This window comes from Bradyrhizobium sp. 14AA (assembly GCF_054185205.1).
In genome coordinates this window covers 15,197-39,557 of the sequence record NZ_JAVAYM010000022.1, presented here as the reverse complement: position 1 = coordinate 39,557, position 24,361 = coordinate 15,197, and the positions used below count along the sequence as shown (strand labels likewise).

Genomic DNA, 24,361 nt, shown 5'->3' with positions numbered 1-24,361 from the left:
CGGCTCGATCGCCATGTCGCAGAATGGCGCCGCCCGGCGCCGACATTCTGCATTGCGTCCCTGCCGCGTCCTATCCCTCGTACTGGTCCGGCCCCATCGCCCAGGACGCCTGGTCGTGACCAAACGCGTAGTTGCGGTTGTTCAGCGCCGGATTGCGATTGGCCATCGGCCGCATGAACATCGGATGCGTCGCCGAGCGCACCTCGTGCTCGACGGTGAACAGCGGCTTGCCGCTGTCGAGATCGACGATGTCGCAGAACCGGTACTGGTATTGATTGTCCTCGCGCGAGATGAGCTTGCGCGCCAGGAGCTTGCGATACGGGCCCGAGAAATCGGTGATGTACATCTGCACATGGTGCCCGTCATAGTCGCCCTGCGGCCGATCGGTCTCGCGGAACAACAGATGCTGGTTGCGGCCCGTCTTCACGGCGGCGACGGTGCCGTCGCCATTCCACAGATCGGACGGCATGCCCATGATTTCAGGATAGAAGGCGCAGATGCTCCGCGCCGATCCCATCGGCACGTCGAACTCGACATAGGGGATGCCGAGCGCGATGCGCCCGAAGCGCGCCGCGTCAGGTTCGTAGACGTGCAGGCGGTTGCCCCAGGGACAGATCGCCTCGACATGGTCGTTGCGCTCGGCGAAGGTGAATGCCGTGCCCTCGAGCTTCTTCGCGACCGACGCCAGCCGCGCCAGCAGCGCCTCGCGCCCTTCGATGACCAGCCCGACATGACCGCGCAGCACCTGGGCCCTGCCGCTCGGCAAATGGAACTGGCTCCGTCCGGCGTTGATCCACATGTTGGTGTCGGACACCATCAGATAGGGATCGCGGGTGAGGCCAAGCCCTGCGACGTAGAACAGGGTGGCGAGGCGCTGGTCCGGAACCTGGATGTTGACGTGCTCGAAATGGATCGCGTTGCCGAGATCTTCTGCGGATCGGTCGAATTGTTGCGGCATGGGTGTTCGCTCTGGTGAGGGGACAGACAGGTCATACTAGAGCGTTTTCAAGCGAAGTGGAGACCGGTTCGCGGAAAGAAAACGCGTCAAAAATGAGAATCTCGAGGGTCGTTCCGACTCCATAGGAACGGCGCTCAAGAGCAGAATTTCCGCCAGCCGAAACAGCTCGCCGATCAAAACTTGCGGGCGAGGTGCAATGTCCATTGCGACCTTGCCGTGGCAACCGTTCCCTGTAATCTGATGAAAACACCAGGGAAGAGATCGATGCGGGGAGTTCTGGAGGGCGTGCGCGTCCTCGATTTCGGGCGCTATATCGCAGGGCCCTATTGCGCGACATTGCTGGCCGAATTCGGCGCCGAGGTCATTCGCGTGGAGAAGCGCGAGGGCAGCGAGGATCGCTTCGTGGCGCCGGTCGGTGAAGGCGGCGAGGGCGCGCTGTTCCTTCAGGTCAACCGCAACAAGAAATGCGTCACGCTCGATCCGATGAAGGCGGAAGGCCAGGAGGTGATGCGCCGCCTGATCGCGACCGCGGACGTCGTCGTCGCCAATCTGCCGCCGCAGACCCTGCGCGCGATGAAGCTCGACTACGAGTCCTTGAAGGCGATCAAGCCCGACATCATCCTGACCACGGCCACCGCGTTCGGCGGGCCGGGCCCCTGGTCCGATCGCGTCGGCTTCGACGGCGTCGGGCAGGTCATGTCGGGCTCGGTGTACATGACCGGCGCCGGAGATCCGCCGTATCGGGCCGCGGTGAACTGGGTGGATTTCGGAACGGCGCTGCATTGCGCGTTCGGCACGCTCGCAGCTCTGATCGAGCGCGGCAAATCCGGGCGCGGCCAGATCGTCGAAGGCGCCTTGCTCGCTACCGCGCTGTCCTTCACCAATGCCACGCTGATCGAGCAGGCCGTCATCAACGTCAACCGCGTGCCGACCGGAAACCTCGGCCAGACCGCCGCGCCCGCCGACATCTACCGCACCAGGGACGGCTGGGTGCTGTGCCAGGTCACGGGCCACCCGCTGTTCAAGCGCTGGGCACGGCTGATGGGCGAGGAGGAATTTTGGCTCAAGGATCCGCGCTTTGCCGACGACATCAGCCGCGGCAATAACGGCCCTGTTATCAGCGAGCGCATGGCGCGCTGGTGCGCCGAGCGCACCACGCAGGAGGCCGTCGACACGCTGGGACAAGCGATGATTCCGACCGGCCCCGTGCTCAGCCCGCAACAGGCGCTGGATCATCCGCACATCCGTGCCGCCGGCTTCATGCAGGACGTCGATTATCCCGGCCTGCCAAAACCCGCACCGGTGACGCGCGCCGCCGTCCGGCTGTCGGAAACGCCGGGCGAAATCGCAACACGCGCGCCGACGCTCGGCGAGCACACCGAGTCTGTGCTGACCGAGCTCGGCTACGACAAGGCGGCAATCGCGGCGCTCCGGCAAGGCGGCATCATCTAGAGCATGATCCGGACCGGAACGGCCGCGCAGCGCAAAGTGTGCAGCGGTTTTCCGAAAAGATCATGCTCAATCAACAACTCAAAGCGCGCGCCGCGGCGCGTCATTCCGCGCTGCGTTTCCAGGCGCCGGTGCCGAGTTTGCCCGTGATCATCGCCAGCGCGTCGCGGATCTCGTAGGCGCCGCCGTCGCTGTAACCCGACAGGCCCCTGAGGGCGTGCAGGGTCCAGCGGCCATTTGCAGCAGTGATCGTGCCCTCGTGCGCGCGCGCCGACCGCTGCGGCTCGGCGTGAAATTTGTAGGTGCCGTCACTCATGATCTGCCAGATCCAGCGCGACTGCCCACGGCGGTTCGGCACCATGATCTCCCACGTGCCCACCAATGCGGGATCGATCGCCGAGATCGTCGGCACGCGTGACGGTGGGGAGACCACGGCCGCCACCTCGGCGGTGCCCGGTGGGCCGCCGGCGAGATAGATCGCCTTGCGCGAGAGCGAGCCGTAGACGAAGGGCTGCTGCTCGTTGCCGGTGGCTTCCATCACCTCGTCGCGCACGTTGCGGAACATGAAGGTGACTTCGAGGCCGGGCGTCTCGATATTGCGCAGCAGCGCCGCCGCAAACGGGCTGTTGCGGCCGTCGCCGTCGAGCGCCGTGGTGCCGTCCCGCGCGGCATAGGCGACGAGAACATTGCCGACGGGCTCGATGCGGCCGAGCCCGGCGCGCGGGCTCGCGCGCGTCGCGATCGAGCGGTTCATCCTGGCGGCAAACGGATTGTTGCGGCAGGCGTCGAGAATGACGAGGCCGAGGCTCGTGGTGTTGGACACCTGCAGCATCACGCTCTGCATGCTGACGGCCTCGTTGGCCGCATCAATGTCCCTCTTCAGCTCTGCGTCGATCGGGATCAGCCAGTTCTCGCCGTTGATCTCCATGCCATGGCCGGCGAAGTACACGGTCGCCATGTCGGCACCGGCGGCGTCGCGCCCCAATGCAATGAGGGCGCGACGCATCTCGTCGAAGCCGGCGTCGGTGATCACCTGGACGGCGAAGCCGAGCCGCTGCAACGCCGCGGCGATGTCGCGGGCGTCCTTGGGTGGATTGAGCAAGGTCGGCACGTTCCTGTAGGCGCCGTTGCCGATCACCAGCGCGACGCGCTTGCCCTCCGCCGCGGCGCTTCTCGCGACCAGGCCTGCGAACGGGATCGCAAGGGTCAATCCCGAAACAAACGCGCGTCGGTGCATCTGAATCTCGCTGGCTGGAACCGGACGTATCCTAGCGCAGCCGATCCGGGGTCGCCACGACGAAGCCGCGGATCATCTAGGGGATGCGGACGTGATCCAGTGTCTCAGGCCGTCGATGGTGCGAAATCCGTCGGCGGCGTAGCAGCGCATGGACGGCTGAGAGGACTGCATCATCTCGGCCAGCGCATGTCCCGGGCCGAGGTCCAGCACCCCGGTGACGCCAAGCTCCGCGAGCGCCTCCAGCGTTGTCGCCCAATCGATGGGATGCGCGACCTGGTTTGCCAGTTTCGCCGTGGCACCTGCGACCGCGAAGATGCGTTCGCCGTCACCGCCGGCAAGCAGCACGCGCTGGCCTGCGATGGGCGCGCGCCTGCTGGCGTCGAGTGCCTGTTGCAGAGGTGTGCAGGCCTGTTCGAGCCTTGTCGTGTGCGACGCGATCTTCACGGCGAGAAGGCCCGCGCGGGCTCCGTCCCTGGCGGCCTCGTCGCAAAGCGCGATGACGTCCCGCTCTGCGCCTCCGATGACGACAAGAAGGTCGGGATTCCGGATCGCGATCTCGCAGCGATGTTTTGCAAGGAGAGTTTCAAGCGTAGCCTGGTCGAGTCCGCGGACGTAACCAAGGCGGCCATCCGTTCCACCGACTTCTTCCATCAGCCGAGCGCGAATATCCGTGAGCCGCAAGGCTTCGTCGGCGGTCCAGATTCCCGCAATGCTCCACGCCGCCATCTCGCCGACGCTATAGCCGGTGACGGCAGTCTCCTCAGTCAGCAGGTCCGCAACGCAGGCATGGATCGCGAGCGTCGATGTGACGGTGAGGATCTGGCTGGAATGATTGGCGGAGAGTTCGTCCGCGCCCCGTATCCTGATGAATTCCCGCGGATCTACACCGAGAAATGTCGTCGCTGCGGTAAACACTGGCTCCGCAGCGGGCTGCTCCGCGACAAGATCAAAAATCTTGTCCGAGAGCGTACCTTGTCCGCCGCAGAGCAGGGCCAGCATCAGACCTCCAGCCGATCGACGAACAGCGCCATCGCGAGCAGGTCTGCCGAGCCGCCGGGGCTGAGATTGCGCGCCACGAACGCTCGATGAATCTCGGCCGCGCGCCCGCGCCATCCTAGAGACCCGACGCCGCCGGCGGCAAGGAAGCTTGAGGCGCCCTCTTGCGCGAAGCGCAGTCCCTCGGGCCCGCCCCGATGCAGCAGGTTGGTGTCGGTGACTTCGGCGATCAGTCTCATGCAGGTCTGGACGCGCACGGCTTCCTCGTCATGGGGCGCAAGCTTGCGCGCCGCATGCAGCGCGGGCAGGGCGATATCATAGACCGACGGAAAGCCGTCGGCAGCTTCCGCCCTGGCGCCGCCGGCGCCGTAGCGCCGCCCGGCAACGGCGCCATGGCTGCGCAGCGATACCGGGCCGGACAGGATGTCGTCGCCCCAACGCTCCGAAACCAGCCGGCCGAGGGATTTGCGAAAGCCGACGGCATTGCGATAGCCGGCCGCGGCGCAGAGCAGACCCAGCCCGAAGATCGCGCCGCGGTGCGTGTTCACGCCATCCGTCGCGGCCAGCATCGCGCGCTCGGCGGCAACGCCGATCGCGCGCAGCCGGTTCATGCCGGCGCCCTCGGCGCCCGCGGCGGCGAGCTCGCCGAAGAACGGCATCAGGGTCTCGGCGCTCCGGCACAACAGCGCAGCGTCCATGTCGCGATGCGCGCCGTTGTCGACATGGCTGACGAGCCCCGGCTTCGGATAGGTCTCGACTTCGAGCTTCAGAGCGAGCGAAGCGAGATGGCCGAGCTGCTGCGCAGGAAGCGCGCGTTCCGGCCGTGATTGCCATCGGAGCGCAACGGTCATGACACGAGACCTGCGAGGAAGGCCGCGCGCGTTGTCGTGGTGACGCCTGCCTCGCCCTTCACAAGGATTTCGTCCGCGTCAGTGCCGGTCAGCTCGCGCCATTGAACGCCGCCGGCCGGACCCGTGATCTCGCCGTCCAGTCGCATCGGCGCTTGCTTCGCGATTCCCGCGATGTCGGACAACAGAGTTTCGGCTTGCTTCGCCGACGACAGCGGCCAGAGCAGGTCGAGATCCGAACTGTCTGTGAGATAGGGCAGGCCGGTGAGGTGCTGCCAGGCCACGCTGCCATAGGTGCGGGTCTCCGGCAGAAGCTGGACGAGCTTCTCGATCGTTGCGCGCCAGGAAGCGGGCGCTGCTGCTGCGGCGTCGGCGAGCAACGGCGGCGGAGCGGACGCGACGATATCGGCTATGGCGAGCGAGACCGCAATGCGCCGCTTGCCGTGGCTCGGGGGAAGCGGCAGACCGAGCGGAACGAGGCCCGCGGTATCGCTGCAGGCCGGCCGGCGGACGACGAGCGGACGGCCGGCATGTGCCCAGCCCGCGACGATCGGCTCGCTCGCAAGTTCGGGATAGCGGTTCATCACCGCGCTCCATCCGGCCACTGAGGTCTTCACCATGCTGTGGCGCGCGAGGGCTTCAGCCATGTCGCGCTCCATGAGGTGAGGCGGCGCGTGCAACGCGCTCGGCAAGCTCGGCGGCCTTCCGCCGTCCGCCGCGCTCAGCGCCGAGCCGGCCGCGATCATCCTGTCGCTGTGGCCGCCGCAGCACGGCGGCAAGCTGCGGCGCCAACGGCGCATCCGCATCCCAGACGGCGTGAATGCCGCCGGTCTTCACCATGTTGTCGAGCCCGGGCGCGAACACTGGTGTGGTCTCCGCCTTGGCCTTGAGGACGTCGATCGGAAGCTTGGTGACCCGCGCCATCGACGGCAGGTCCATCACCGCGGGATGCGCGCCGGGCAGCGCCACCAGCGTGCCGGTCGCAAGCGCGGTCGCAATGAACGCACCGGCGGCGCTGCCGCCATAGAGCAGGCCGACGGTGCGGTGTTCCTCGGCTTCCGCCAGCAGCAGCGTCTTGGCGAGATGCGACAGATACTCGCTGAGGCCAAGCAGCTCGTCGCGCTTGCTCATGCGCTGGCTGGCGGAATCGACCAGCAGCAGGATCGGCGCCCGATCCCCTGACTTGACGATCTCGATCACGCGCCCCGCGAGCACGATGGCTTCGTCCACGCCGAGCGGCTGCCCTTGCGTGACGCCGAGCACGTGGATCGGTCCGCCGTCGGGCAGCGTCGCCTGTCCCGCGATCATCGCGCCGGTCGTCTCGATCTCGGCACCGTTCGAGAACAGGCCGGCCAGGATGTCATCGAGCGTCATCGGCGTTCTCCCTGTTGGCAGCGGCGCGAAGGAACGCGCCGGTCGGAAGTGCGGGAACATCGGTCGGATTGTCGATGCCGAGTGCCTGCCAGATCTCGACGGCGTCCTCGGCCTCGCCAAAACGCTGCAGCCGCCGCTCGAGGCGCGCCTGTTCAGCCTCGAGAACCGCCGCGTCGCATCCTCTGCCGGCCTTGAGCGCATCGATCGTGGCTTGCCGAAACGCCAGCACCTCGTCGTCGACGAAGGCATCGGCGCCGCCGATGAGGTAGCGGTGCTTGCCGCCCATGGTGCGCCAGACCAGCGCGCGGTCGCGCGAGTCGAATTCCTCGATGCCCTTGTTGGTCTCGATCACCTCGGGACCGCTGACGCTGAGCCGCCCCTGCTCGGAGATGACCAGCTTCGAGCAGGTTCCGGCGATCAGGCTGCCGCCGCCGTAGCATCCCGCGCGGCCGCCGATCAGGCCGACGACGTTGACGCCGGCGCGTCGCGCCTCGATCACCGCGCGCATGATCTCCGCGATCGCGAGCTCGCCGGCATTGGCCTCCTGAAGCCGCACGCCGCCGGTGTCGAACAGGATCAGCAGGTCCTGCTTGAGCGCGCGGGCTGCGCGCAGCAGGCCGGTGAGTTTTGCGCCGTGGACTTCGCCGAAGGCGCCGCCCATGAAGCGTCCCTCCTGCGCGGCAACGAGCACGGGCGCGCCGTCCAGGCGGCCGCGGCCGATGACGATGCCGTCGTCGAACTGCGCCGGCAGGTCAAAGATCGAAAGATGCGGGCTGATCTCGCGCAGCTCCGGGCCGATGAATTCGGAGAAGCTGCCGGCATCGACCAGCGCGTCGATGCGCTGCCGGGCGCTCGCCTCGTACCAGCTCAGCGAGACGTCATTGGCTGTGACGGCTGTCATCGTTCCGGCTCCTCGATCTTGCGGACGCCCTGGGCAAGGCGCAACGCGACCGTGTCGGGCCGGGCGCCGCCGTCATTGATGGAGATGCGCAAGCCCCCGGCAGAGCGGCGGGCGACGAAGTCGCGGACGACGGCGTCCCACACCGTGCCGAATCCGTGGGCGGCGGTTGCGATGTCGATCGTGCAGGTGTCGGCCGGGACGCTGCGTTCCAGCAGCACTTCGAGATTGCCGGAGGCGACGACGCCGACGATCGCCTGCGCGCGGGTGCCGCCGGCGGATTGGGGTGCAGTCAGTTTGAAGCTGAGCTTTTCCATGCAAAACTCCTCACCAGTTGCGGAAGCGGCTGGGCGGGCGGTAGAGGCCGCCGGAGGCCAGCATGAGGTCCTTGATCGAGCGCGCGGCCAGCAGGCGCCGGTCGGCGTCGAGCGGATCGATGCCGAGATCTTCGGGGCGGCGGATCACGCCGCGCTGCCGGAGCTGCTCGACCAGCTTGGCATCGCGCGCGCGTCCGATGTCGGTGTAGCCGGCAACGCCGCGGATCGCCTGCTCGCGTTCGTCCTTGCTGCGGCACATCAGGAGGTTGGCGATGCCTTCCTCGGTGACGATGTGGGTGACGTCGTCGGAGTAGACCATCACCGGCGCCAGATCGAGGTCGAGCTTGCGCGCCAATTCGAGCGCATCCAGTTGCTCGACGAAGAGCGGAACGTTGCTGTCACCGAAGGTCTCGCCGATCTGCACCACGAGCTTGCGGCCTCGGCGCAGCGCGGCGCTGGAATCGGGATCGGCTTCGGCGCCGGCCTTGAGCCAGGGTTCGCTCGGATGGCGACGGCCGCGCGGATCAGAGCCCATGTTGGGCGCGCCGCCGAAGCCGGCGATGCGGCTGGTCGTCACCGTCGAGCTATGGCCTTCGAGGTCGATCTGCAGCGTCGAACCGATGAACATGTCGCAGGCATAGAGGCCCGCTGTCTGGCAGAACGCGCGGTTCGATCGCAGCGAGCCGTCGGAGCCCGTGAAGAAGATGTCGGAGCGCGCGGCGACGTAGTCCTCCATGCCGACTTCCGATCCGAAGCAATGGATCTGCTCGACCCAGCCGGATTCGATCGCCGGAATCATCGTCGGATGCGGGTTGAGCGCGAAATGGGTGCAGACCTTGCCCTTCAGGCCGAGCTTCTCGCCATAGGTCGGCAGCAGCAGCTCGATCGCGGCGGTGTTGAAGCCGATGCCGTGGTTGAGCCGGCGCACGCCGTAGGGCGCGTAGATGCCCTTGATGGCGAGCATCGCCGTCAGGATCTGGGTCTCGGTGATGGCGGCGGGATCGCGGGTGAACAGCGGCTCGACATAGAAGGGGCGGCCGGCCTCGACCACGAAATGCACGAGGTCGCCGGGAATGTCGACGCGCGGCACCTTGTCGACGATCTCGGTGACCTGCGCCACGACGAGACCGTTCTTGTAGCTGGTCGCCTCGACCACCGTCGGCGTGTCCTCGGTGTTCGGCCCCGTATAGAGATTGCCGTCCTTGTCGGCGCTGACCGCCGCGATCAGCGCGACGTTCGGCGTGAGGTCGATGAAGTAGCGCGCGAACAGCTCGAGATAGGTATGGACCGCGCCGAGCTCGATCTTGCCGCCGAACAGCATGCGCGCGATGCGCGCCGATTGCGGGCCGGAATAGGAGAAGTCGAGCTGCCGCGCGATGCCCTTCTCGAAGATGTCGAGGTGGGAGGGCAGCACCACGCCCGACTGCACCATGTGCAGGTCGTGGACATCCCGAGCGTCCAGGTTCGCGAGCGCCGCGGCGAGGATGTCGGCCTGCTTCTGATTATCGCCCTCCAGGCACACCCGGTCGCCTGACCGGATCACCGCCTTCAGAAATGCGGGGAGGGTGGGGATCGGGACGACCTTTCCCTTGGCGTGCTGTCGGCCGGCCGCGAGGCGCTCGCCCAGGGCGGCCTTTTGCATACCCCAATCGCTCATTTCAGCTCCTTGGCATGCGAAGTTGGTCTTCGATGGGGTCGAATGTATGCGTATTGCCTTCCTCTGTCAATTAGTGTATGCACAAACTTATAAGCGAGGAACTTTCGCATACACAGGAGGGAATTTATGATGCGAATGCATACAGAAGCCCCGTATCCTGGGGCTCGCGCCCCGCTCGCAGAGGGGAGGCACCCGTGACCATTTCCGGCGTAGCTCTGCTCGCGATCTGCACCCTGCTGGGGGGCCTGCTCGGCGACCTGCTCGGCGTTGCCCTCGGTGTGAAGGCCAATGTCGGCGGTGTCGGCATTGCGATGATGTTTTTGATCGCCGCCCGGCTCTGGCTGGTGCGGAACGGCCTGCTCAGCCGCGGGCTCAATACCGGCGTCGAGTTCTGGGGCAGCTTCTACATTCCGATCGTGGTCGCCATGGCCGCGCAGCAGAACGTCGTCGCCGCGGCGAAAGGCGGCCCGATCGTCGTCATTGCGGGCGCCGGCGCGGTCGCGGTGTGTTTTGCGATGGTGGCCTTGATCGGCCGGCTCAGTGGCCGCGTCGAGACCATGGACGAGATCGAGGCCCGAGAGGCGATCGAGGCGAATGTGCCCCACTTCAAGTCCGGGAGGGTCGGATGACCATGATCTCTCACATTCTCGCAGCCAATGCGCTGATCACGGCATTTGCCGCTGTCGGGATCCTGATGTGGATCTCGGGGGCGATCTCGAAATACCTCACCTTCGGGCGCATTCACGGCTCGGCGATCGCAATCATGCTGGGTCTCGTGCTGGCCTTTTTCGGGGGCCTCGCCACCGGCGGCGAGAAGGGCGTCGCCGACCTGCCGGCGTTGACCGGGATCGGCCTGATGGGAGGCGCGATGCTGCGGGATTTCGCCATCGTCGCCACCGCCTTCGAGGTCGATGTCGTCCATGCGCGCAAGGCCGGACTGATCGGTGCGGTCGCGCTCGGATTGGGGACGGTCGTTCCGTTCATTCTGGGCGTTCTCGTCGCCGCGGCGTTTGGCTACACTGATGCCGAATCGCTGACGACGATCGGCGCCGGCGCGGTCACCTACATCGTCGGTCCGGTCACGGGGGCAGCGATCGGCGCGTCATCGCCGGTCATTGCGCTCTCGATCGCGACCGGTGTATTCAAGGCGGTGATCGTGATGATCGGCACGCCCTTCGTTGCGAAGATGATCGGCCTCAACAATCCGCGCAGTGCAATGGTGTTCGGCGGCTTGATGGGGACGGTCAGCGGCGTTTCCGGAGGCCTTGCGGCAACCGATCGGCGTCTGGTGCCTTACGGCGCATTGACCGCGACGTTTCATACTGGGCTTGGATGCCTGGCCGCACCGTCCATTCTCTACTTCACGGTGCGCGCAATCATAGGAAGCTGAATGGCAGGTCTGTTCAAAGTCGCAGCCGAAGCAGAAGAAGATGGCGGCCTCCTCTCCGATCGCATCCGCAATGCGCTCACGGACGAGATTGCGTCCGGTGCGCTCGTTGCCGGCTCGGCTTTGGAAGAGCAGCAGCTTGCCGATCGCTTCGGGGCTTCCCGCACGCCGGTGCGGGAAGCTCTCCGGCAGCTCGTCGTCAGTGGGCTCGTCGAGGTGCGTGGGCGTCGCGGGGTCGTCGTGGCGCGCATGACACCCGAACGGATCATGGACATGTTCGAGACCAGCGCAGAGGTGGAAGCCATGTGCGTCAGGCTCGCGACCTATCGCATGACGCCGCTCGAGCGCAGCCGCCTGATCGAGCTGCACGAAGGCTCGCTGGCAATGGTCGAGGCCAACGACGTCGATGCCTATGATGCGTTCAACCGGGTGTTCCACGAATGCATCTACAGCGCGACGCACAACTCGTTCATGGCCGAGCAGGCGCAGGACGTCCGTGCGCGGCTGAGCGCCTTCCGCCGCACGCAATTGCGGCAGGGCGATCGCATCCGCAAGTCCCGCGACGAGCATGATGCGATCATGCAGGCGATCGCCGAAGGCGACGGCGAGACGGCCTCACGCCGGATGCGTGCGCATATGCTGAACGCCGCCGCAGCGCTGCGGCGCTACATCGATGATCGTCTCGGCGGCGAGGACTGATCCGCTGCAGAAAATTCCGGCCAAAGCGCAGTGGCCGCGACGTTCCTGCCGGGACGGCTACGGAAGTCCAAGGGGAAGTCGTTGCAGCGCGACAGCGATCGCGTCGTCTGTCACATTCCCGATGCGGGATGCGTCGTTCGAGCGGGTCGAGGAATTGCTGGAGCTTCTGGACGAGTCGTGTGTCAGGGCGTGGGCTGATCAAGGCAATGTCGGCTGCTGACGGCCAAACGGAACAGGTCTACTCGGTTTGAGCTTTACCGGTTTTGACCCGGAGCGGACTCTCGCATCGGCTACTAGTCAGCTTCAACGTAGCGAATGATGCTCTGATTTTGAACGTTTGCTACCAATTCATCGGTGCGGGACAAAAGACGGCGGAGCAGGGGCGACGGATTGGTCCGATTGTATCCCAACGCCAGATCGACCGTGGGCGTGCCGCCCTCGAGAGCTCTGGCGACGACGTTCGGTGCAAGCATATTCTGCGCATAGAGCGGGACGAGGCTAATTCCGCCTGTGGAAGCCACGAGCGACATGGCCGATGATATGTTTTCGCCTTCATACTTCGCCTTGAGGGTAATGCCGACCCGAGATGTGTAATTCTGTATGACCTCTTGCAAGACCGGCGATGTTCTTGCCGAGCTGACATAGATCTCGCGGGTGAGATCCTGCGGACGAATCTTCTTCCGTGATGCCAAGCGGTGTTCGGCCGGCAGCACGGCAATCAAGGGCTCCTTCGCCAATATCTTGAAGACGACGCCCTCGTTGTCTTTCTCCGGACGAAGGAAAGCGATGTCCAGCTTTCCCCGCATCAATGCCAGTGCGAGTTCTGGCGAAGATTGCGTGCTGAGCGTCACGTCGACATCGGGAGCTTCCTCGCGGAGGATGCGCAGCAACTGGGGGAGCCACATCACCTCCAGCCCGACGAGAAAGCCCATCGAGAGGAGGGGCCTTTGCGGTTGTGCCGTCTGCCGGGCCCCTTCCGTTGCGGCCTCGACCTGCAGCAGCGCCAGCCGCGCATGATCGAGAAACACGCGACCGGCAGCGGTCAGCGTCACGCCTCGCGCCTGGCGCTCCAATAACTGGACGCCGACTTCGGCTTCCAGATCGCGAATTTGCCGGCTCAAGGACGGCTGGGAGGTGTTCAGTCGCCGTTCGGCGGCGTTCAGCAGGCTGCCTTCTTCAGCGACGGCAACGAAATAGCGCAGGTGCCGGAGCTCCATGATCCCTCGTATATCTTCCAGGCATAGCTTGAAGCCTACAAGGTCTTGGTCAGGAGCCAAAGAGGGATTTACCGTTTCGCAGTCTTCAACAAAAAAAGGACAACGAACAATGTCTCCGCCGAAGCATAGTATGGTCTTCAGCAAAGTGATCCCAGCACTCCAGGCCGATAGGCACGGCGTGATCGCAATTTAGTACGGCCTCGACAAAAATGAAACGCGCGCGAATGCGCAGGAGCGACGAATAGCGCCGCGCCGGATTCGGCGATAACGCGTCGGCGATCGGGTGTTACGACGGCAAAGGCTCGCCGGCCAGGCCGCTGAACGTCGTGTCTTCTGGAAAGACAGGGGGCGCGATCTGTGGCCTGATCAGCTTGGGCCTGTCTGCTTTTTTAGACCCCCCGTCCGCAAACTTTTCAACAAAGATCTAACAGCGCAGATGGAGCGACTCGATGCCCACGATCACGACTACCGACGGCGTAAACATCTTCTACAAGGACTGGGGCTCAGGCCAACCGATCGTTTTCAGCCACGGCTGGCCGCTGACAGCGGACGACTGGGACGCCCAGATGACCTTCTTCCTTCGCCACGGCTACCGGGTGATCGCCCATGACCGGCGCGGCCACGGCCGGTCCGACCAGCCCAGCACCGGCAACGACATGGACCACTGGGTTGCCGACCTCGCGGCCCTGACTGAACACCTCAACCTGCGCGACGCGATCCACATCGGCCACTCCACAGGTGGCGGTGAGGTGGCTCGCTATGTCGCCCGCCACCAGGAGCGCGTCGCGAAGGCAGCGCTGGTCGCTTCACTGACGCCGAACATGTACCGGGGCAAGGACAACCCGTCCGGACAGCCGCCGGAGTGGTTCGAAGCGATCCGGGCAGGCGTGCTAGGCAACCGGTCGGAGTTCTACCGTTTCGTCCCTGAGAATCCGTTCTACGGCTACAACCAAGATGGAGCCAAGCCTTCGGAGGCGATCATTGCGAACTGGTGGCGCCAAGGCATGGCCGGCGGTGCCCTCGCTCATTACGCAACCGTCGACTCCTGGCTCGAAGATTATACCGAAGATCTCAAGAAGATCACCGTGCCGGTGCTGGTGATGCATGGCGAGGCCGATCAAGTCGTCCCGTTCGCAAGTTCAGTGCCGCGTGCGGTCGACCTGCTCAAGAACGGCTCGCTGAAGACCTATCCCGGCTACCCCCACGGCATGCTGACAACGCATGGGGATGTCCTCAACCCCGACCTGCTTTCGTTCATCAGATCTTGACGACATCTCTCATCCATCATCGCCTTCCCGCACGAAGGAGATGCCGTTTGCAAGGCGGCCTCTCCTTCCAGTTCAAGAGACGGTATACGACAGCCGCTTTTGGCCCATTTGCGACCTCAGAGAATGTCCGGTCTTGGTCCGGTGTTGGAAGTTGACCGGATATCAGTCGGCTCGTCGCTTCATGAGCACACGCCCTAGAAGCACACACGCCCTAGTTCACAGCGAGCTGCCGCCGCAGATCACGAGCTGCTGTCCGGTGATGGCGGCGGCGTCCGCCGAGAGCAGGAAGGCCACGGCGGCCGCGACTTCGTCTGCGCGAATGAAGCGGCCGATCGGCGGCAGCTTTGGCGTGACGTTGGCGCGTGACGGATCGCTCAGCATCGGCGTCTCGGTCGCGGCGGGCGCAACGACGTTGACAGTGACGCCGCGCGGCGCGAGCTCGCTCGCCCAGGACCGCGCGAGCGCCACCAGCGCCGCTTTCGTCGCGGCATATTGCCCGCGACCGGGCGCGCCCGATGCGGTGCGGCTGCCGATGAAGACGATGCGGCCGCCTTGCGTCATGCGCGGCGCCAGCGCGTTGGCGAGGCGTTCGGCGACGTCGACATGCAGCCGCCACATCGCCGCGCCGTCGTCATGGCTAAGCGATCCGAGCTGACCGGTCTTGAGCATGCCGGCGGCATGCACGAGCGCCGTCGGTGCGATGCCGGCCACGGCACTCGCGATGCTCTCGACCTCGCTCAGATCGAGCGACAGGTGCTCGAAAGCCGGATGGTCGAACGGCCCGGGCCGCCGGCTGATGCCGGTGACGCGCCAGCCGTCGCGCAGCAGCCGCTCGACGATCGCAGCGCCGATCCCTGAACTGGCGCCGGTGACCAGCGCATGCGGCTTTACGTCCATCGTCTCAGTCTCGCACGGTGCGCGTTACCCATGCCTCGCTCACGCGCACATATTTGATCGCGCGGCGATGGAAGGTAAACGCCGTGTGGATCGCCCCGTCGGCGGTCTGTTTGACGGACGGATAAGACAGCTCGCGATTGGTCTGCTCGCGCGAATTGTTGGTCATGCAATAGCCGTCGCCGGTCTCGACGTTGCGTTTCGTCCAGCTCCGCCCGCCGTCGGTGGAGATCGCCAGCGTCATCGGCGCGCGCGGAGCTCCCCAGAACGCGGTGCGACCGTCGGCCTTGCTGCCGTCGCCGGCGAGAACGGGCGGCAGATCGTCCTCGATCTCGTCATACAGCGAGAGGCGGCGGTCGGTCGCGTCCTTTGCGCTGGAATCGTTGAACACGAGTGCGAGATGGCCGTTGCCGAGCCGCGTGACCTGGATCGAGGAATTGTTGTTGGGAAGCACGGTCGCAACAGGCGCCGACCAGCTGCGGCCGTGGTCGGTCGAGCGGCTCTGATGGATGTTGTCCGCCCAGCGGCTGCGATACAGCGCCAGCAGCGAGCCGTCGTCGAGCCGCACGATGCTCATATGCACGCAACCGCGGCTTCCGGGAACGTCGACATCGCGCCAGGTCGCGCCGGCATCGGAGGAGATCTTCACCGCGCTGGTGTCCTCGTCGCCGTTCCATTTCCGGCCGGGCATGCTGTGGCAATAAAACACCGGCAGCAGCCAGTCGCCGTTGTCGAGCACGACGATCGGCTGCCGGATGAAGGTGCCGCGGCCGCGATGCTCGGGAAACAGCGTCTCGATCGGGCCCCAGCTCTTGCCGTGGTCGCGGGAGAGGCGGCGGCGGATCAGCGCGGTGTCCTGGTTTCCGGCGAGTTGCGCCGTCCACATCAGCCACAGCGTGCCGTCAGGCGCGGGAAACAGCACCGGGTTCTGCTCCGAACGCGCGCTGTCGTCGGACAGCTTTTCGGCCCGAGACCATTGCGTGGCGCCGCGGGGCAGGCGCGAAAAATACACCGAGATATCAGACATGCCCTCCTGCGTGCCGCCGAACCAGACGCAGGCGAGATCGCCATTGGCGAGCGGCATCAGGTTGGCGGCGTGGTTCTGCACGCAGGGCGAGGGAATGAAGGCATCGAACCGGTCGGGATCGCCGGCGGCCGGGCGAACGATGCCGTCGGCGGCGATCTCGGTATCGACGATCATGTCGAAGTCCTTTCCATCAATGCGTTGGGTTGCGGCGCCGGCGTCGCGGGGGCTGCCGAGGCGCGGGGCAGGACAAGCCGCTCGATCGCCATCACGATCAGCGGCGTCGCTGCGGCGATGTACATGTTGTCGATGCCGAAGGGATTTCCGAGCATGTACCAGACCGTGGTCGAGACCGCCGCGCCGATCAGGCCCGCGGTCGCGCCGCGATTGCTGGCGAACAGCGGCAGGTAGAAGCCCATCATCGCGATGATGGTGATCGACAAGCGCAGCGCGCGCGTGAAGAACGACAGCTTCAGGATCTCCGGGACGAAGAACACGAACACCAGCGGCACGATGCCGATCACCACCGAGAACACGCGGGTCATCTTCAGCTCGCGCTCCGGCGTCGGCTTCCAATAGGGGACGTAGAAGTCGCGCACCACCAGCGAGGCGATCGCGAGCGCAACGGTGCAGACGCTGACGAAGATCGAGGCGACCAGTGAGGTCGTCACGAAGGCCGAGGCCAGCGGCGGCATCTTCTCCAGGAACACCGGCAGCGCATAGAGGCTGTTCATGTCGGGATAGAGATATTTCGCGGCGACGCCGATCAGCGCGAGCAGGAAGCCGAGCGGCAGGCAGAACGCGGCCGCATAGAAGGTCGCCTTGCGCGCGTCGTCGGCGCTCGGCGTCGAGGAGATCGCCTGGACGATGAACTGCGTCGAGAAGATCGCGCCGACCGTGCCGAAGGTCCAGGCGAAGATGGTCGCAAAGCCGATCTTGCCGTCCCAGCTGAAATAGTGTGCCGGCAGCTTGGCCTGCATCGGCGCAATCCCGCCGGTCAGCGACATCGCGACCGCGAAGATGATGATGATGCCGACGACCTTGAAGGCGCTGTGCAGGATGGTCACCCAGGCGACGCCCTTCAGCCCGCCGAACACGTAGTAGAAGGTGGAGACGACCGCGATGACGCACATCGCCACGGGCAGGCTGACATGCAGCGCGGTGGCGATCGCAGCCGCGCCGCTGACGTAATTGCCGACGTTCACGAGCAGCAGCGCGTAGATCATGATCACGGACACCGTCAGCATGGTCGACTTGCCGTATTTCTGCGCGATCGCCGCCGAGATGGTGTATTCGCCGGAATTGTAGAGCTTCTTCACCATCAACAGGCCGAACAGCAAAAAGCCGATCGAGGCGCCGAGCACGGCCCACCCTGCGGCCATGCCGGATTGAAACGCCTCCTGCGCGGTCCCGACGGTCGACTTGGCGCCGACGAATTCGGACATCATCAGCACGCCGACGACGACGGCCGGCATCGCGCGCGCGCCGGTCATGAACTGTTCGCTGGTCCGGCTGCGCAGCTTGAGCGTGAGCCAGGAGGTGAAGGCGATGTAGGCGACGATCATCGTGATGATGAGCGTGCTCCCACCGTTGAGGATGGTTTGCATCGTTGACGTTTCCTCTGGTGACGGACGCGGTGTTGTGAGCCCGCTCTGTCCAATTCGCGATGTTCGGAATGCGAACAATTGTTCTTTAAAATCATTAGACCTGTCCGGGCGCCTTGCGTCAAGCACGCGCGCGCGAACCCGCGGCGAGAACGTCCCGCAGGCCGGCATTGCTGGAGCCTGTTCAGAGGGTTGCCGGGAGGAACCTGTCGCGATGCAATTGCGCGATCAGGTCCGGCCGTGGCGCCGTGCTGTCCCGATCAGTTCGCGCTCAGCGCCGTCCTGGCGACTTCGGCCATCCAGCTCGAGGCCACCGGCAGGATCGCGTCGTTGAAATCGTAGCGCGGGCCGTGCAGCTCGGCGCCGTCGCGCAATTCGCCGTTGCCGATCCAGACGAACGCGCCGGGCCGCTGCTGGAGATAGTGGGCAAAATCCTCGCCGGCCATGCTGGGCGCGAGGTCGCGCCGCACCTCGGCCCGCACCTTCTGCGCGGCGATGCGCGCGAGGTCCGCCTCGTCAGGCGTGTTGATCACGATGCCGACGCCAATGGCGATGTCAGGCGTGACCTTGACGCCAAAGCTGGTCGCAATTCCGGCGCAGGTCCGCGCGATGCCGTCGAGGATGATGTCCTTGATCGCCTCGCGATGAAACCGCAACGTGCCGCGGATGGTCACGCGTCCGGCGATCTGGTTCGGCGCAGTACCGCCTTCGATCGTGCACAGCGAGAGCACCGCGGTGTCGAGCGGATCGACGCTGCGCGACACGATCGATTGCAGCGCGACGATGAGATGGCCGGCGGCCACCACGGGATCGCGCGTCAGATGCGGCATGCCGGCGTGGCCGGCATGACCTTCGATGGTGATGGTGACGCGCCCGCCGGAGGCCATGACGACGCCGTCATGCACCGCGATGGTGCCGGCCTGAAGGCCCGGCCAGTTGTGGAAGCCGAACACGCGGCTCATCGGAAAGCGTTCGAACAGTCCGGCCGCGACCATCGCGCGCGAGCCGCCGTAACCTTCCTCGGCCGGCTGGAAGATGAAGTCGACGGTGCCGCTCCAGCTGGTGTCGGCGGCGAGCAGCGCGGCGGCGCCGAGCAGCGAGGCGGTGTGCCCGTCATGGCCGCAGGCATGCATCACGCCTGACGTCGTCGAGGCATAGGGCAGGCCGGTATCCTCAGTGATCGGCAGCGCGTCCATGTCGGCGCGCAGGCCGACGCGGCCCTGCGCGGACCCGCGTGCCAATGTCGCGACGATGCCGTGGCCGCCGATGCCTGCCTCGAAGGGAATGCCGAGCTCGGCGAGCTTGTCCTGCACGAAGGCGGCGGTCGCCTTCTCCTGGAGGGACAGTTCGGGGTGCGCGTGAAGGTGCCGGCGCCACGCGGTCAGTTTCTGGTGCAGTTCGGGTGTCAAGGCGGGACTCTCTCGCAAGGTGTCGGCTGCCGCCACCATAGCGGATTATCCGCGCCCCGCATCAAGCGCCTTGGAATGCCTCGCGTGCAAAGCAGCTCTCTCAATCGTCATGGCCGGTCTTGTCCCGGCCATCCACGTCTTCTCACGGCGCCAAGAACGTGGATGCCCGGGACAAGCCCGGGCATGACGGAGTTCTACGCCGCCAGCTTCGCCAGCCCCTTCCAGTCAAAACTGATACCGTGGCCCGGCCGCGACGGCGCCAGCGCCTTGCCGTCCTCGAGCACCAGCGGATGCTCGATGTATGTGTCCAGCCCGAAGCCGTGTGCCTCCAGATAGGAGCGGTTCGGGCAGGCCGCGAGCAGGTGCACGGTGATGTCGTGCGCGCCGTGGCTGGTGACGGGCAGGTTGAACGCCTCCGCCAGCCGCGCGATCTTCATGAAGGCGGAGACGCCGCCGCAATTGGTGACGTCGGGCTCGGGATAGGACACCGCGCCCGCGACGATGTAGTTCTTGAACTCCCACAGCGAGCGCAAATTCTCGCCGGCCGCGATCGGCACGCCGCCTGCTTGCATGATCCGCGCGTGGCCCGCAACGTCGTCGGGGATAACAGGCTCTTCGAGCCAGGTGAGGTCGTAGGGCACGAAGGCGCGGGCGGCGCGGATCGCCTCCTCGACCGTCCACTTCATGTTGGCGTCCGCCATCAGCGGAAAGCCGTCGCCGAGATGCTGTCGCATCGCGGCGACGCGGGTGACGTCGGATTTGAGGTCGGGTCGTCCGACCTTCATCTTGATGGCGCGAAAGCCTTTTGCGAGATTGCCGTCGGTCTGCTTCAGCAGCGCCTCGACGGAGAGATCGAGGTCGATGCCGCCGGCATAGCACGGCACGTGCGCATCGAAACCGCCGAGCAACTGGTACAGCGGCAGTTCGGCGCGCCGCGCCTTCAGGTCCCACAGCGCGATGTCGAGCGCGGACAGCGCCAGCACCGCCGGCCCGCCGCGCCCGCCATAATGCAGGCCCCACCAGACGTGATGCCAGATCGCTTCGGTGTCGTCGGCCTCACGTCCTTCGACCAGCGGCGGGATCTCGCGCTTCAGGATATCGGCGGTCGCACCGCCGTTGCGTCCCACAGTGTAGGTGTAGCCGACACCTTCGGCGCCATCGACATCGCGGACGCGGCAGGTGATCAGCTCGAACGCCGCGATCTCGCCATGCGTGGAGTCGGAGAGCGTGACCGGGAGGGGGATCCGGTAGAGCCCGGATTCGATCTCTGCGATGCCTGGCATGTGGCCTCCCTGTTTTTTCTTCTTCGTAGGGTGGGTTAGCCAGTGGCTGTGCGAAGCGCAGCCACTGGCGTAACCCACCACTTCTGCATCCGCGGTGAGAGGCGTTGGTGGGTTACGCCGAGCAGATGCGCGTTGCGCATCTGCACGGCTAACCCACCCTACGAGAGCAACATCTCACCGCATCGTCGCAAGCTGCACGGCCAGCGCACACGCGCGGTCGTATTCGTCGAGATTGATCCATTCGTCCACCGTGTGCGCCTCGTTCTGGCCGGCGCCGAAGGTCACGGTCGGAATGCCGTGGCGAACCATCCAGTTGGCATCGAGGCCGCCATTGGCCGCGCGCACGTTTGGTGTACCGCCCACCGCGGACACCGCCTCGGTCGCGCGTTTGACGACCGGAAGGCTCTCTTTCATGCGGAACGGAAAATAGTCGGTCTGGGCCTGGAACTTGACCTTGCCGGACTTGCCTTGCGCGTTCGTGACCTTCTTGGCCGCCTTCTCGAACGCGGCCTTGTAGGCCTTGGTGATCTCCTTGAAGAACTTTCCGTCATGGCTGCGGCTTTCGCCGCGCACATGCACGTAGTCGGTGACGACGTTGGTGGCATCGCCCGCCGGGCGGCCCTCGCCGCCGGTGACGGGGCCGACATTGCTGGTGCCTTGAAGCTTGCCCTTCACCACCTTGCCGAACCAGCCGCCGGCCTTCACGTCGGCGAGCGCGAGGGCCATGATCATGGTGGAGGAGATGCCGCGCTCCGGCGCGACGCCGGCATGCGAGGCGCGGCCATGGATCTCGACGGTCCAGCGGTCCGCGCCGACCGCGCCGATGATGACGTTCGAAGCCGAGCCGCCGTCATAGTTGAACGCCATCACCGGCGAGCCGAGCTCGTCCAGCTTGACGTGGCGCGCGCCATAGAGCCCGCTCTCCTCGCGTACGCAGAACAGCAGCGTGATCGGCGGATGGTCGAGCTTCTGTTTTGCCAGCTCGGCCGCCAGCGTCACCAGCACGCCGCAGCCGCAACGATTGTCGCCGCCGAGCGCGGTCTTGGCGGAGTTGACGATTTTGCGGCCGGATTTTTTCGGCTTGGCGCCGGCGCAGAGCGGCACAGTGTCCATGTGGGTCATGAACATGATGCGCGGCTGGTTGTGCAGCGCGCCGCGGCCGGGCAGGTCGACGATGAGGTTCCCGGTCTCGGTCGGCACCGGAATGCGGGTGTTGGCATCGTCGAGCCGGATCGCCTTCGTCGGCACGCCGGCCTCCTTCAGCGCGGCCGTGAGCTCACGCCCGATCGCCGCCTCCTGTCCGGTCACGCCCTCGATGGCGAGGAAGCGCATGAGACGGTCGGTGGCGGCTTTGGTGTCGACGGGCATGGAGCATTCCTTCGGTGCACAAATTCGGTAGGATGGGTTGAGCGAAGCGAAACCCATTGAGCCAGGCGCGATCACGATGGGTTTCGCGAAGAGCTCAACCCATCCTACGAATGCGATGACGTATAAGTCAAAAAGATCAGCACGCCGAATGCCAGCATGGCAGCCATGAACAGCAGCACCGCAGGCAGCCCGGCGAGCGCGGCCACCGCGCCGGTGACCGACTGCATCAGCGCAGCGCCGAGGAAGAAGGCGAGGTTGATTGCCGCCAGCGCCTTGCCTGCCACTTGCGCGTCGACCAGCTGCCTGGACATGCCGAACAGCAGCGGCTGCGCGGAGGTCGCCAGGCCAATCAGCACGAACAACACGAGGTCATATTGCGGCGGCATCACGGGCACGCCGAACAGCATCGACACGGCATAGTGCGGCGCGCCCAGCGCCATCAGCGCCAGCAGCAGCGCGCCAACCATATGCGAGCCCGCCACCAGCTCGCGGCGGCGGCCGAGCCTGCGGTCGATCATGCCGATGCACAGCGGGCCTGCGATCATCGCCAGCGTGAACGCGCCAAGCTGGTTGCCGGCCTCGACCCGCGACAGTCCCTTGACCTCCATCAGCCACGGACCGCCCCACAGGCCGCGCAGCACCAGCGAGGTCGCCAGCGACACCAGCGCCAGCGCGATCAGGCCGCGCAGCGGGCGCGAGAGGCCGAGCCTGAGCACCTCGATCATCTGCGACAGCGGCGAGGACTCATCCTTGTGCTCGGCCGGCTGGCTCGGCACCAGCAGGAACACGGCAAGCGCCACCACGACGCCGCCGAGCGCCGAGATCCAGAACCCGGCGCGCCAGCCGTAATGATCGACCACGAAGGCGAGCGGGCTCGACGACAGCAGCATGCCGATATTGCCGATCGAGAGGATCGCGCCCGACCACAGGCCGAAGCGCGCCGCCGACAATTGCTTGGCCGCCAGCGTCATCGGGCACATCAGCATGCCCGAGGTGGCAATGCCGAGCAGCACCTGCCCGACCGCAAAACTTTCGGGCCCGGTCGCAAAGCCCGATGCGATGGCGCCGACCACGGTGCCCGCGAGCAGGCTGAGCGACACCGGCCGCACGCCAAACCGGTCCATCGCCGCGCCGACCGGGATCTGCGCCGCGGCAAAAGCGAACGGATAGACCGAGGTGAGGCTCGCCAGCGCCTGCGGCTCGATGTGGAAATCCGCCGCCATCAGATCGAGGCTGACCGCGGGGATGGTGCGCAGCAATGTCGAGAGCATGTGCCCGCAGGCGAGTGCGACGAGCGCGAAGATCAGCGCGCGAGTGGCATCGCCCGCGTCATTGGTGGTGGCGGTGGTCATGGGCGTCCCGTCCCGAGAAGGCTTTGGGTCGGGTTACAGGATTAGGAGGCGGGTGCCAATGGCGGAGCTGTTGCCCAAATGCAGGGCCGGCCAGCTCGGCTAGCGCCTCCGGAGCGTCGACGAATGCGAACGCATTGAGGAATTGCCGCAGACCACTCGAGCCAATCGATCCCGCCGGTACTCAGCCTGACTTCATCTCGGCCAGCAGCTTGCCTGTCTCGGCCAGCAGCGTGCGGATCGCTCTTCGTTCCGCGATCCGGTCTTGTGTGAAGGCGCCGTGCTTTCGCGCGTTCTGATTTCCCCGTGGCGCGCTCGTTCCCCACGCACCGCCGTGCATGCGGCAGCGGACCTTGCCGCGCATTGCCGGCGCGCGGCACGCGGTGCCGTTTCTCGTCCCGGCGTCGCAACGCGGGCTCGCCAGCATCGCGCCCGTGTTGCGCAAGTGATCGGCGTTCATGCGGCGGCACCTTGGCTGGCGTCGACTTGTCCGCGTTTGTCGGCGTCGCGGGGCGTGACCAGTGCTGGATCCGGCGTAGCGTTCACGTCGGCAACCGTCACACCTGCATGCTGCGTGACGTTGCCCACGAACGCCTTGCCGCCGTCCTGCACCGACAAATTCCGGACCGTGATCGCGCAGGCGCCGTTGCTGCGATGACGGCTCAAGGCTTCCATCTGGGCGGCGAAGGTGCGGGCCAGCCGGGTCAATGCGCGTGTGATGCTCTCCTGCTGCGAAAGGTCGTCGGTGAGGGCGAGGCGACAGGCGGAGCGCATCGCCGCCATGTGAACAGAGACCATCTGGGCCACCAGCATGGCCTCGATGGAATCCCTCGGCGCGATGCTCCTGATCATCGAGATCATGAAGGCGAGATTGGCTTCATCGGGCTTATGTCCGATCGCGCTCGCCTTCACCAATTGCTTGAGGATGCCGTGCAGCGCGTCACGGTCGGTGGCACCGAGCGCCTCGGCTAGCAGCCGCTCGCCGGCTTGCGGGTCGGGATGGCGGATCGCAATGCGCCGCTTGTAGAGCCTTATCCGTGGGGTCGCGGCAGGGCCGCTGCGATCACTTGCCGCCATGGGGGGCGTATTGTTGCGGGTCTGAGGTGTCGTCATGTCGATGTGTCC

At 65.8% G+C, this 24,361-nt stretch carries 24 protein-coding genes and 1 pseudogene; 6 read left to right on the top strand and 19 right to left on the bottom strand.

Annotated features, from left to right (window positions below; translation table 11 throughout):
• Positions 1 to 70: 70 nt before the first annotated feature.
• Positions 71 to 958 carry a hypothetical protein gene (locus tag RAD15_RS31670; protein ID WP_458182301.1) on the bottom strand — a complete coding sequence of 296 codons (888 nt, stop codon included), beginning with the start codon at positions 956 to 958 and terminating at the stop codon, positions 71 to 73.
• A 264-nt stretch (positions 959 to 1,222) separates the two neighbouring features.
• Here RAD15_RS31670 and RAD15_RS31665 point away from each other — a divergent pair, with 264 nt between their 5' ends.
• Entirely contained in the window at positions 1,223 to 2,410 is a 1,188-nt protein-coding gene (locus tag RAD15_RS31665; RefSeq protein ID WP_458182300.1) for a CaiB/BaiF CoA transferase family protein, read from the top strand.
• A gap of 100 nt (positions 2,411 to 2,510) precedes the next feature.
• On the opposite strand, the gene RAD15_RS31660 is transcribed toward RAD15_RS31665, so the two are convergent.
• The 8 genes from RAD15_RS31660 to mdcA all read right to left on the bottom strand — a co-directional run bounded on the left by RAD15_RS31660 (position 2,511) and on the right by mdcA (position 9,734).
• A complete protein-coding gene (locus tag RAD15_RS31660) occupies positions 2,511 to 3,644 on the bottom strand; it encodes a caspase family protein (protein WP_458182298.1) in 1,134 nt (377 codons plus the stop codon).
• Positions 3,645 to 3,716: 72 nt separating this feature from the next.
• On the bottom strand, positions 3,717 to 4,643 hold the full coding sequence (locus RAD15_RS31655; protein WP_458182297.1) for an acyltransferase domain-containing protein: 927 nt from the start codon (positions 4,641 to 4,643) through the stop codon (positions 3,717 to 3,719).
• Positions 4,643 to 5,491 carry a triphosphoribosyl-dephospho-CoA synthase MdcB gene (gene mdcB, locus RAD15_RS31650; RefSeq protein ID WP_458182295.1) on the bottom strand — a complete coding sequence of 283 codons (849 nt, stop codon included), beginning with the start codon at positions 5,489 to 5,491 and terminating at the stop codon, positions 4,643 to 4,645. The genes RAD15_RS31655 and mdcB overlap by 1 nt, the downstream gene beginning before the upstream one ends.
• A complete protein-coding gene (mdcG, locus tag RAD15_RS31645) occupies positions 5,488 to 6,135 on the bottom strand; it encodes a malonate decarboxylase holo-[acyl-carrier-protein] synthase (protein WP_458182294.1) in 648 nt (215 codons plus the stop codon). Before mdcG ends, mdcB begins: the two co-directional genes overlap by 4 nt.
• Positions 6,128 to 6,862 (bottom strand): biotin-independent malonate decarboxylase subunit gamma, encoded by a 735-nt coding sequence (mdcE, locus tag RAD15_RS31640; RefSeq protein ID WP_458182292.1) that lies wholly within the window; start codon positions 6,860 to 6,862, stop codon positions 6,128 to 6,130. Before mdcE ends, mdcG begins: the two co-directional genes overlap by 8 nt.
• Entirely contained in the window at positions 6,849 to 7,763 is a 915-nt protein-coding gene (locus RAD15_RS31635; RefSeq protein WP_458182290.1) for a biotin-independent malonate decarboxylase subunit beta, read from the bottom strand. Before RAD15_RS31635 ends, mdcE begins: the two co-directional genes overlap by 14 nt.
• Complete coding sequence (gene mdcC, locus RAD15_RS31630; protein WP_458182289.1) at positions 7,760 to 8,077, bottom strand: malonate decarboxylase acyl carrier protein; 318 nt, start codon at positions 8,075 to 8,077, stop codon at positions 7,760 to 7,762. Before mdcC ends, RAD15_RS31635 begins: the two co-directional genes overlap by 4 nt.
• 10 nt (positions 8,078 to 8,087) lie before the next feature.
• Entirely contained in the window at positions 8,088 to 9,734 is a 1,647-nt protein-coding gene (gene mdcA, locus RAD15_RS31625) for a malonate decarboxylase subunit alpha (protein WP_458182287.1), read from the bottom strand.
• A 194-nt stretch (positions 9,735 to 9,928) separates the two neighbouring features.
• On the opposite strand from mdcA, the gene madL reads away from it, so the two are divergent.
• The 4 genes and pseudogenes from madL to RAD15_RS31605 all read left to right on the top strand — a co-directional run.
• Entirely contained in the window at positions 9,929 to 10,363 is a 435-nt protein-coding gene (gene madL / locus RAD15_RS31620; RefSeq protein WP_183259649.1) for a malonate transporter subunit MadL, read from the top strand.
• The gene (gene madM / locus RAD15_RS31615; RefSeq protein ID WP_458182286.1) at positions 10,360 to 11,124 is read left to right on the top strand and encodes a malonate transporter subunit MadM; all 765 of its coding nucleotides are present in this window, start codon (positions 10,360 to 10,362) and stop codon (positions 11,122 to 11,124) included. The genes madL and madM overlap by 4 nt, the downstream gene beginning before the upstream one ends.
• Positions 11,125 to 11,820: a GntR family transcriptional regulator gene (locus RAD15_RS31610; RefSeq protein ID WP_458182285.1), complete on the top strand. Its 696-nt coding sequence runs from the start codon at positions 11,125 to 11,127 to the stop codon at positions 11,818 to 11,820.
• Between the two features lie 18 nt (positions 11,821 to 11,838).
• Positions 11,839 to 12,040: pseudogene (locus RAD15_RS31605) on the top strand (hypothetical protein); the annotation flags it as partial.
• A gap of 73 nt (positions 12,041 to 12,113) precedes the next feature.
• On the opposite strand, the gene RAD15_RS31600 reads toward RAD15_RS31605, so the two are convergent.
• A complete protein-coding gene (locus RAD15_RS31600) occupies positions 12,114 to 13,037 on the bottom strand; it encodes a LysR substrate-binding domain-containing protein (RefSeq protein WP_458182284.1) in 924 nt (307 codons plus the stop codon).
• 449 nt (positions 13,038 to 13,486) lie between these two features.
• Here RAD15_RS31600 and RAD15_RS31595 point away from each other — a divergent pair, with 449 nt between their 5' ends.
• A complete protein-coding gene (locus tag RAD15_RS31595) occupies positions 13,487 to 14,305 on the top strand; it encodes an alpha/beta fold hydrolase (RefSeq protein WP_458182283.1) in 819 nt (272 codons plus the stop codon).
• Positions 14,306 to 14,521: 216 nt separating this feature from the next.
• Here the strand turns inward: RAD15_RS31595 and RAD15_RS31590 are convergent, their stop codons facing one another.
• From RAD15_RS31590 to RAD15_RS31550, 9 genes are all read right to left on the bottom strand, one after another.
• On the bottom strand, positions 14,522 to 15,202 hold the full coding sequence (locus RAD15_RS31590) for an SDR family NAD(P)-dependent oxidoreductase (protein ID WP_458182282.1): 681 nt from the start codon (positions 15,200 to 15,202) through the stop codon (positions 14,522 to 14,524).
• Between the two features lie 4 nt (positions 15,203 to 15,206).
• Positions 15,207 to 16,400: a sialidase family protein gene (locus RAD15_RS31585; RefSeq protein ID WP_458182281.1), complete on the bottom strand. Its 1,194-nt coding sequence runs from the start codon at positions 16,398 to 16,400 to the stop codon at positions 15,207 to 15,209.
• Positions 16,397 to 17,830 (bottom strand): sodium:solute symporter family protein, encoded by a 1,434-nt coding sequence (locus RAD15_RS31580; protein ID WP_458182279.1) that lies wholly within the window; start codon positions 17,828 to 17,830, stop codon positions 16,397 to 16,399. The genes RAD15_RS31585 and RAD15_RS31580 overlap by 4 nt, the downstream gene beginning before the upstream one ends.
• 257 nt (positions 17,831 to 18,087) lie before the next feature.
• Positions 18,088 to 19,236, bottom strand: coding sequence for an amidohydrolase (locus RAD15_RS31575; RefSeq protein WP_458182277.1), 1,149 nt, complete (start codon positions 19,234 to 19,236; stop codon positions 18,088 to 18,090).
• A 194-nt stretch (positions 19,237 to 19,430) separates the two neighbouring features.
• Positions 19,431 to 20,519 (bottom strand): mandelate racemase/muconate lactonizing enzyme family protein, encoded by a 1,089-nt coding sequence (locus tag RAD15_RS31570; protein WP_458182275.1) that lies wholly within the window; start codon positions 20,517 to 20,519, stop codon positions 19,431 to 19,433.
• A gap of 174 nt (positions 20,520 to 20,693) precedes the next feature.
• Positions 20,694 to 21,887, bottom strand: coding sequence for a M20/M25/M40 family metallo-hydrolase (locus RAD15_RS31565; RefSeq protein WP_458182273.1), 1,194 nt, complete (start codon positions 21,885 to 21,887; stop codon positions 20,694 to 20,696).
• A 104-nt stretch (positions 21,888 to 21,991) separates the two neighbouring features.
• Positions 21,992 to 23,239, bottom strand: coding sequence for an MFS transporter (locus tag RAD15_RS31560; protein ID WP_458182272.1), 1,248 nt, complete (start codon positions 23,237 to 23,239; stop codon positions 21,992 to 21,994).
• 181 nt (positions 23,240 to 23,420) lie between these two features.
• Positions 23,421 to 23,696 (bottom strand): HGGxSTG domain-containing protein, encoded by a 276-nt coding sequence (locus RAD15_RS31555; protein WP_458182270.1) that lies wholly within the window; start codon positions 23,694 to 23,696, stop codon positions 23,421 to 23,423.
• Positions 23,693 to 24,349, bottom strand: coding sequence for a hypothetical protein (locus tag RAD15_RS31550; protein ID WP_458182269.1), 657 nt, complete (start codon positions 24,347 to 24,349; stop codon positions 23,693 to 23,695). The genes RAD15_RS31555 and RAD15_RS31550 overlap by 4 nt, the downstream gene beginning before the upstream one ends.
• Positions 24,350 to 24,361: the final 12 nt, after the last annotated feature.

Coding starts and splice junctions, on each gene's coding strand:
- RAD15_RS31670 (WP_458182301.1), bottom strand. CDS start 958: ATGCCGCAACAATTCGACCGATCCGCAGAAGATCTCGGCAACGCGATC.
- RAD15_RS31665 (WP_458182300.1), top strand. CDS start 1,223: ATGCGGGGAGTTCTGGAGGGCGTGCGCGTCCTCGATTTCGGGCGCTAT.
- RAD15_RS31660 (WP_458182298.1), bottom strand. CDS start 3,644: ATGCACCGACGCGCGTTTGTTTCGGGATTGACCCTTGCGATCCCGTTC.
- RAD15_RS31655 (WP_458182297.1), bottom strand. CDS start 4,643: ATGCTGGCCCTGCTCTGCGGCGGACAAGGTACGCTCTCGGACAAGATT.
- mdcB (WP_458182295.1), bottom strand. CDS start 5,491: ATGACCGTTGCGCTCCGATGGCAATCACGGCCGGAACGCGCGCTTCCT.
- mdcG (WP_458182294.1), bottom strand. CDS start 6,135: ATGGCTGAAGCCCTCGCGCGCCACAGCATGGTGAAGACCTCAGTGGCC.
- mdcE (WP_458182292.1), bottom strand. CDS start 6,862: ATGACGCTCGATGACATCCTGGCCGGCCTGTTCTCGAACGGTGCCGAG.
- RAD15_RS31635 (WP_458182290.1), bottom strand. CDS start 7,763: ATGACAGCCGTCACAGCCAATGACGTCTCGCTGAGCTGGTACGAGGCG.
- mdcC (WP_458182289.1), bottom strand. CDS start 8,077: ATGGAAAAGCTCAGCTTCAAACTGACTGCACCCCAATCCGCCGGCGGC.
- mdcA (WP_458182287.1), bottom strand. CDS start 9,734: ATGAGCGATTGGGGTATGCAAAAGGCCGCCCTGGGCGAGCGCCTCGCG.
- madM (WP_458182286.1), top strand. CDS start 10,360: ATGACCATGATCTCTCACATTCTCGCAGCCAATGCGCTGATCACGGCA.
- RAD15_RS31610 (WP_458182285.1), top strand. CDS start 11,125: ATGGCAGGTCTGTTCAAAGTCGCAGCCGAAGCAGAAGAAGATGGCGGC.
- RAD15_RS31600 (WP_458182284.1), bottom strand. CDS start 13,037: ATGGAGCTCCGGCACCTGCGCTATTTCGTTGCCGTCGCTGAAGAAGGC.
- RAD15_RS31595 (WP_458182283.1), top strand. CDS start 13,487: ATGCCCACGATCACGACTACCGACGGCGTAAACATCTTCTACAAGGAC.
- RAD15_RS31590 (WP_458182282.1), bottom strand. CDS start 15,202: ATGGACGTAAAGCCGCATGCGCTGGTCACCGGCGCCAGTTCAGGGATC.
- RAD15_RS31585 (WP_458182281.1), bottom strand. CDS start 16,400: ATGATCGTCGATACCGAGATCGCCGCCGACGGCATCGTTCGCCCGGCC.
- RAD15_RS31580 (WP_458182279.1), bottom strand. CDS start 17,830: ATGCAAACCATCCTCAACGGTGGGAGCACGCTCATCATCACGATGATC.
- RAD15_RS31570 (WP_458182275.1), bottom strand. CDS start 20,519: ATGCCAGGCATCGCAGAGATCGAATCCGGGCTCTACCGGATCCCCCTC.
- RAD15_RS31565 (WP_458182273.1), bottom strand. CDS start 21,887: ATGCCCGTCGACACCAAAGCCGCCACCGACCGTCTCATGCGCTTCCTC.
- RAD15_RS31560 (WP_458182272.1), bottom strand. CDS start 23,239: ATGACCACCGCCACCACCAATGACGCGGGCGATGCCACTCGCGCGCTG.
- RAD15_RS31555 (WP_458182270.1), bottom strand. CDS start 23,696: ATGAACGCCGATCACTTGCGCAACACGGGCGCGATGCTGGCGAGCCCG.
- RAD15_RS31550 (WP_458182269.1), bottom strand. CDS start 24,349: ATGACGACACCTCAGACCCGCAACAATACGCCCCCCATGGCGGCAAGT.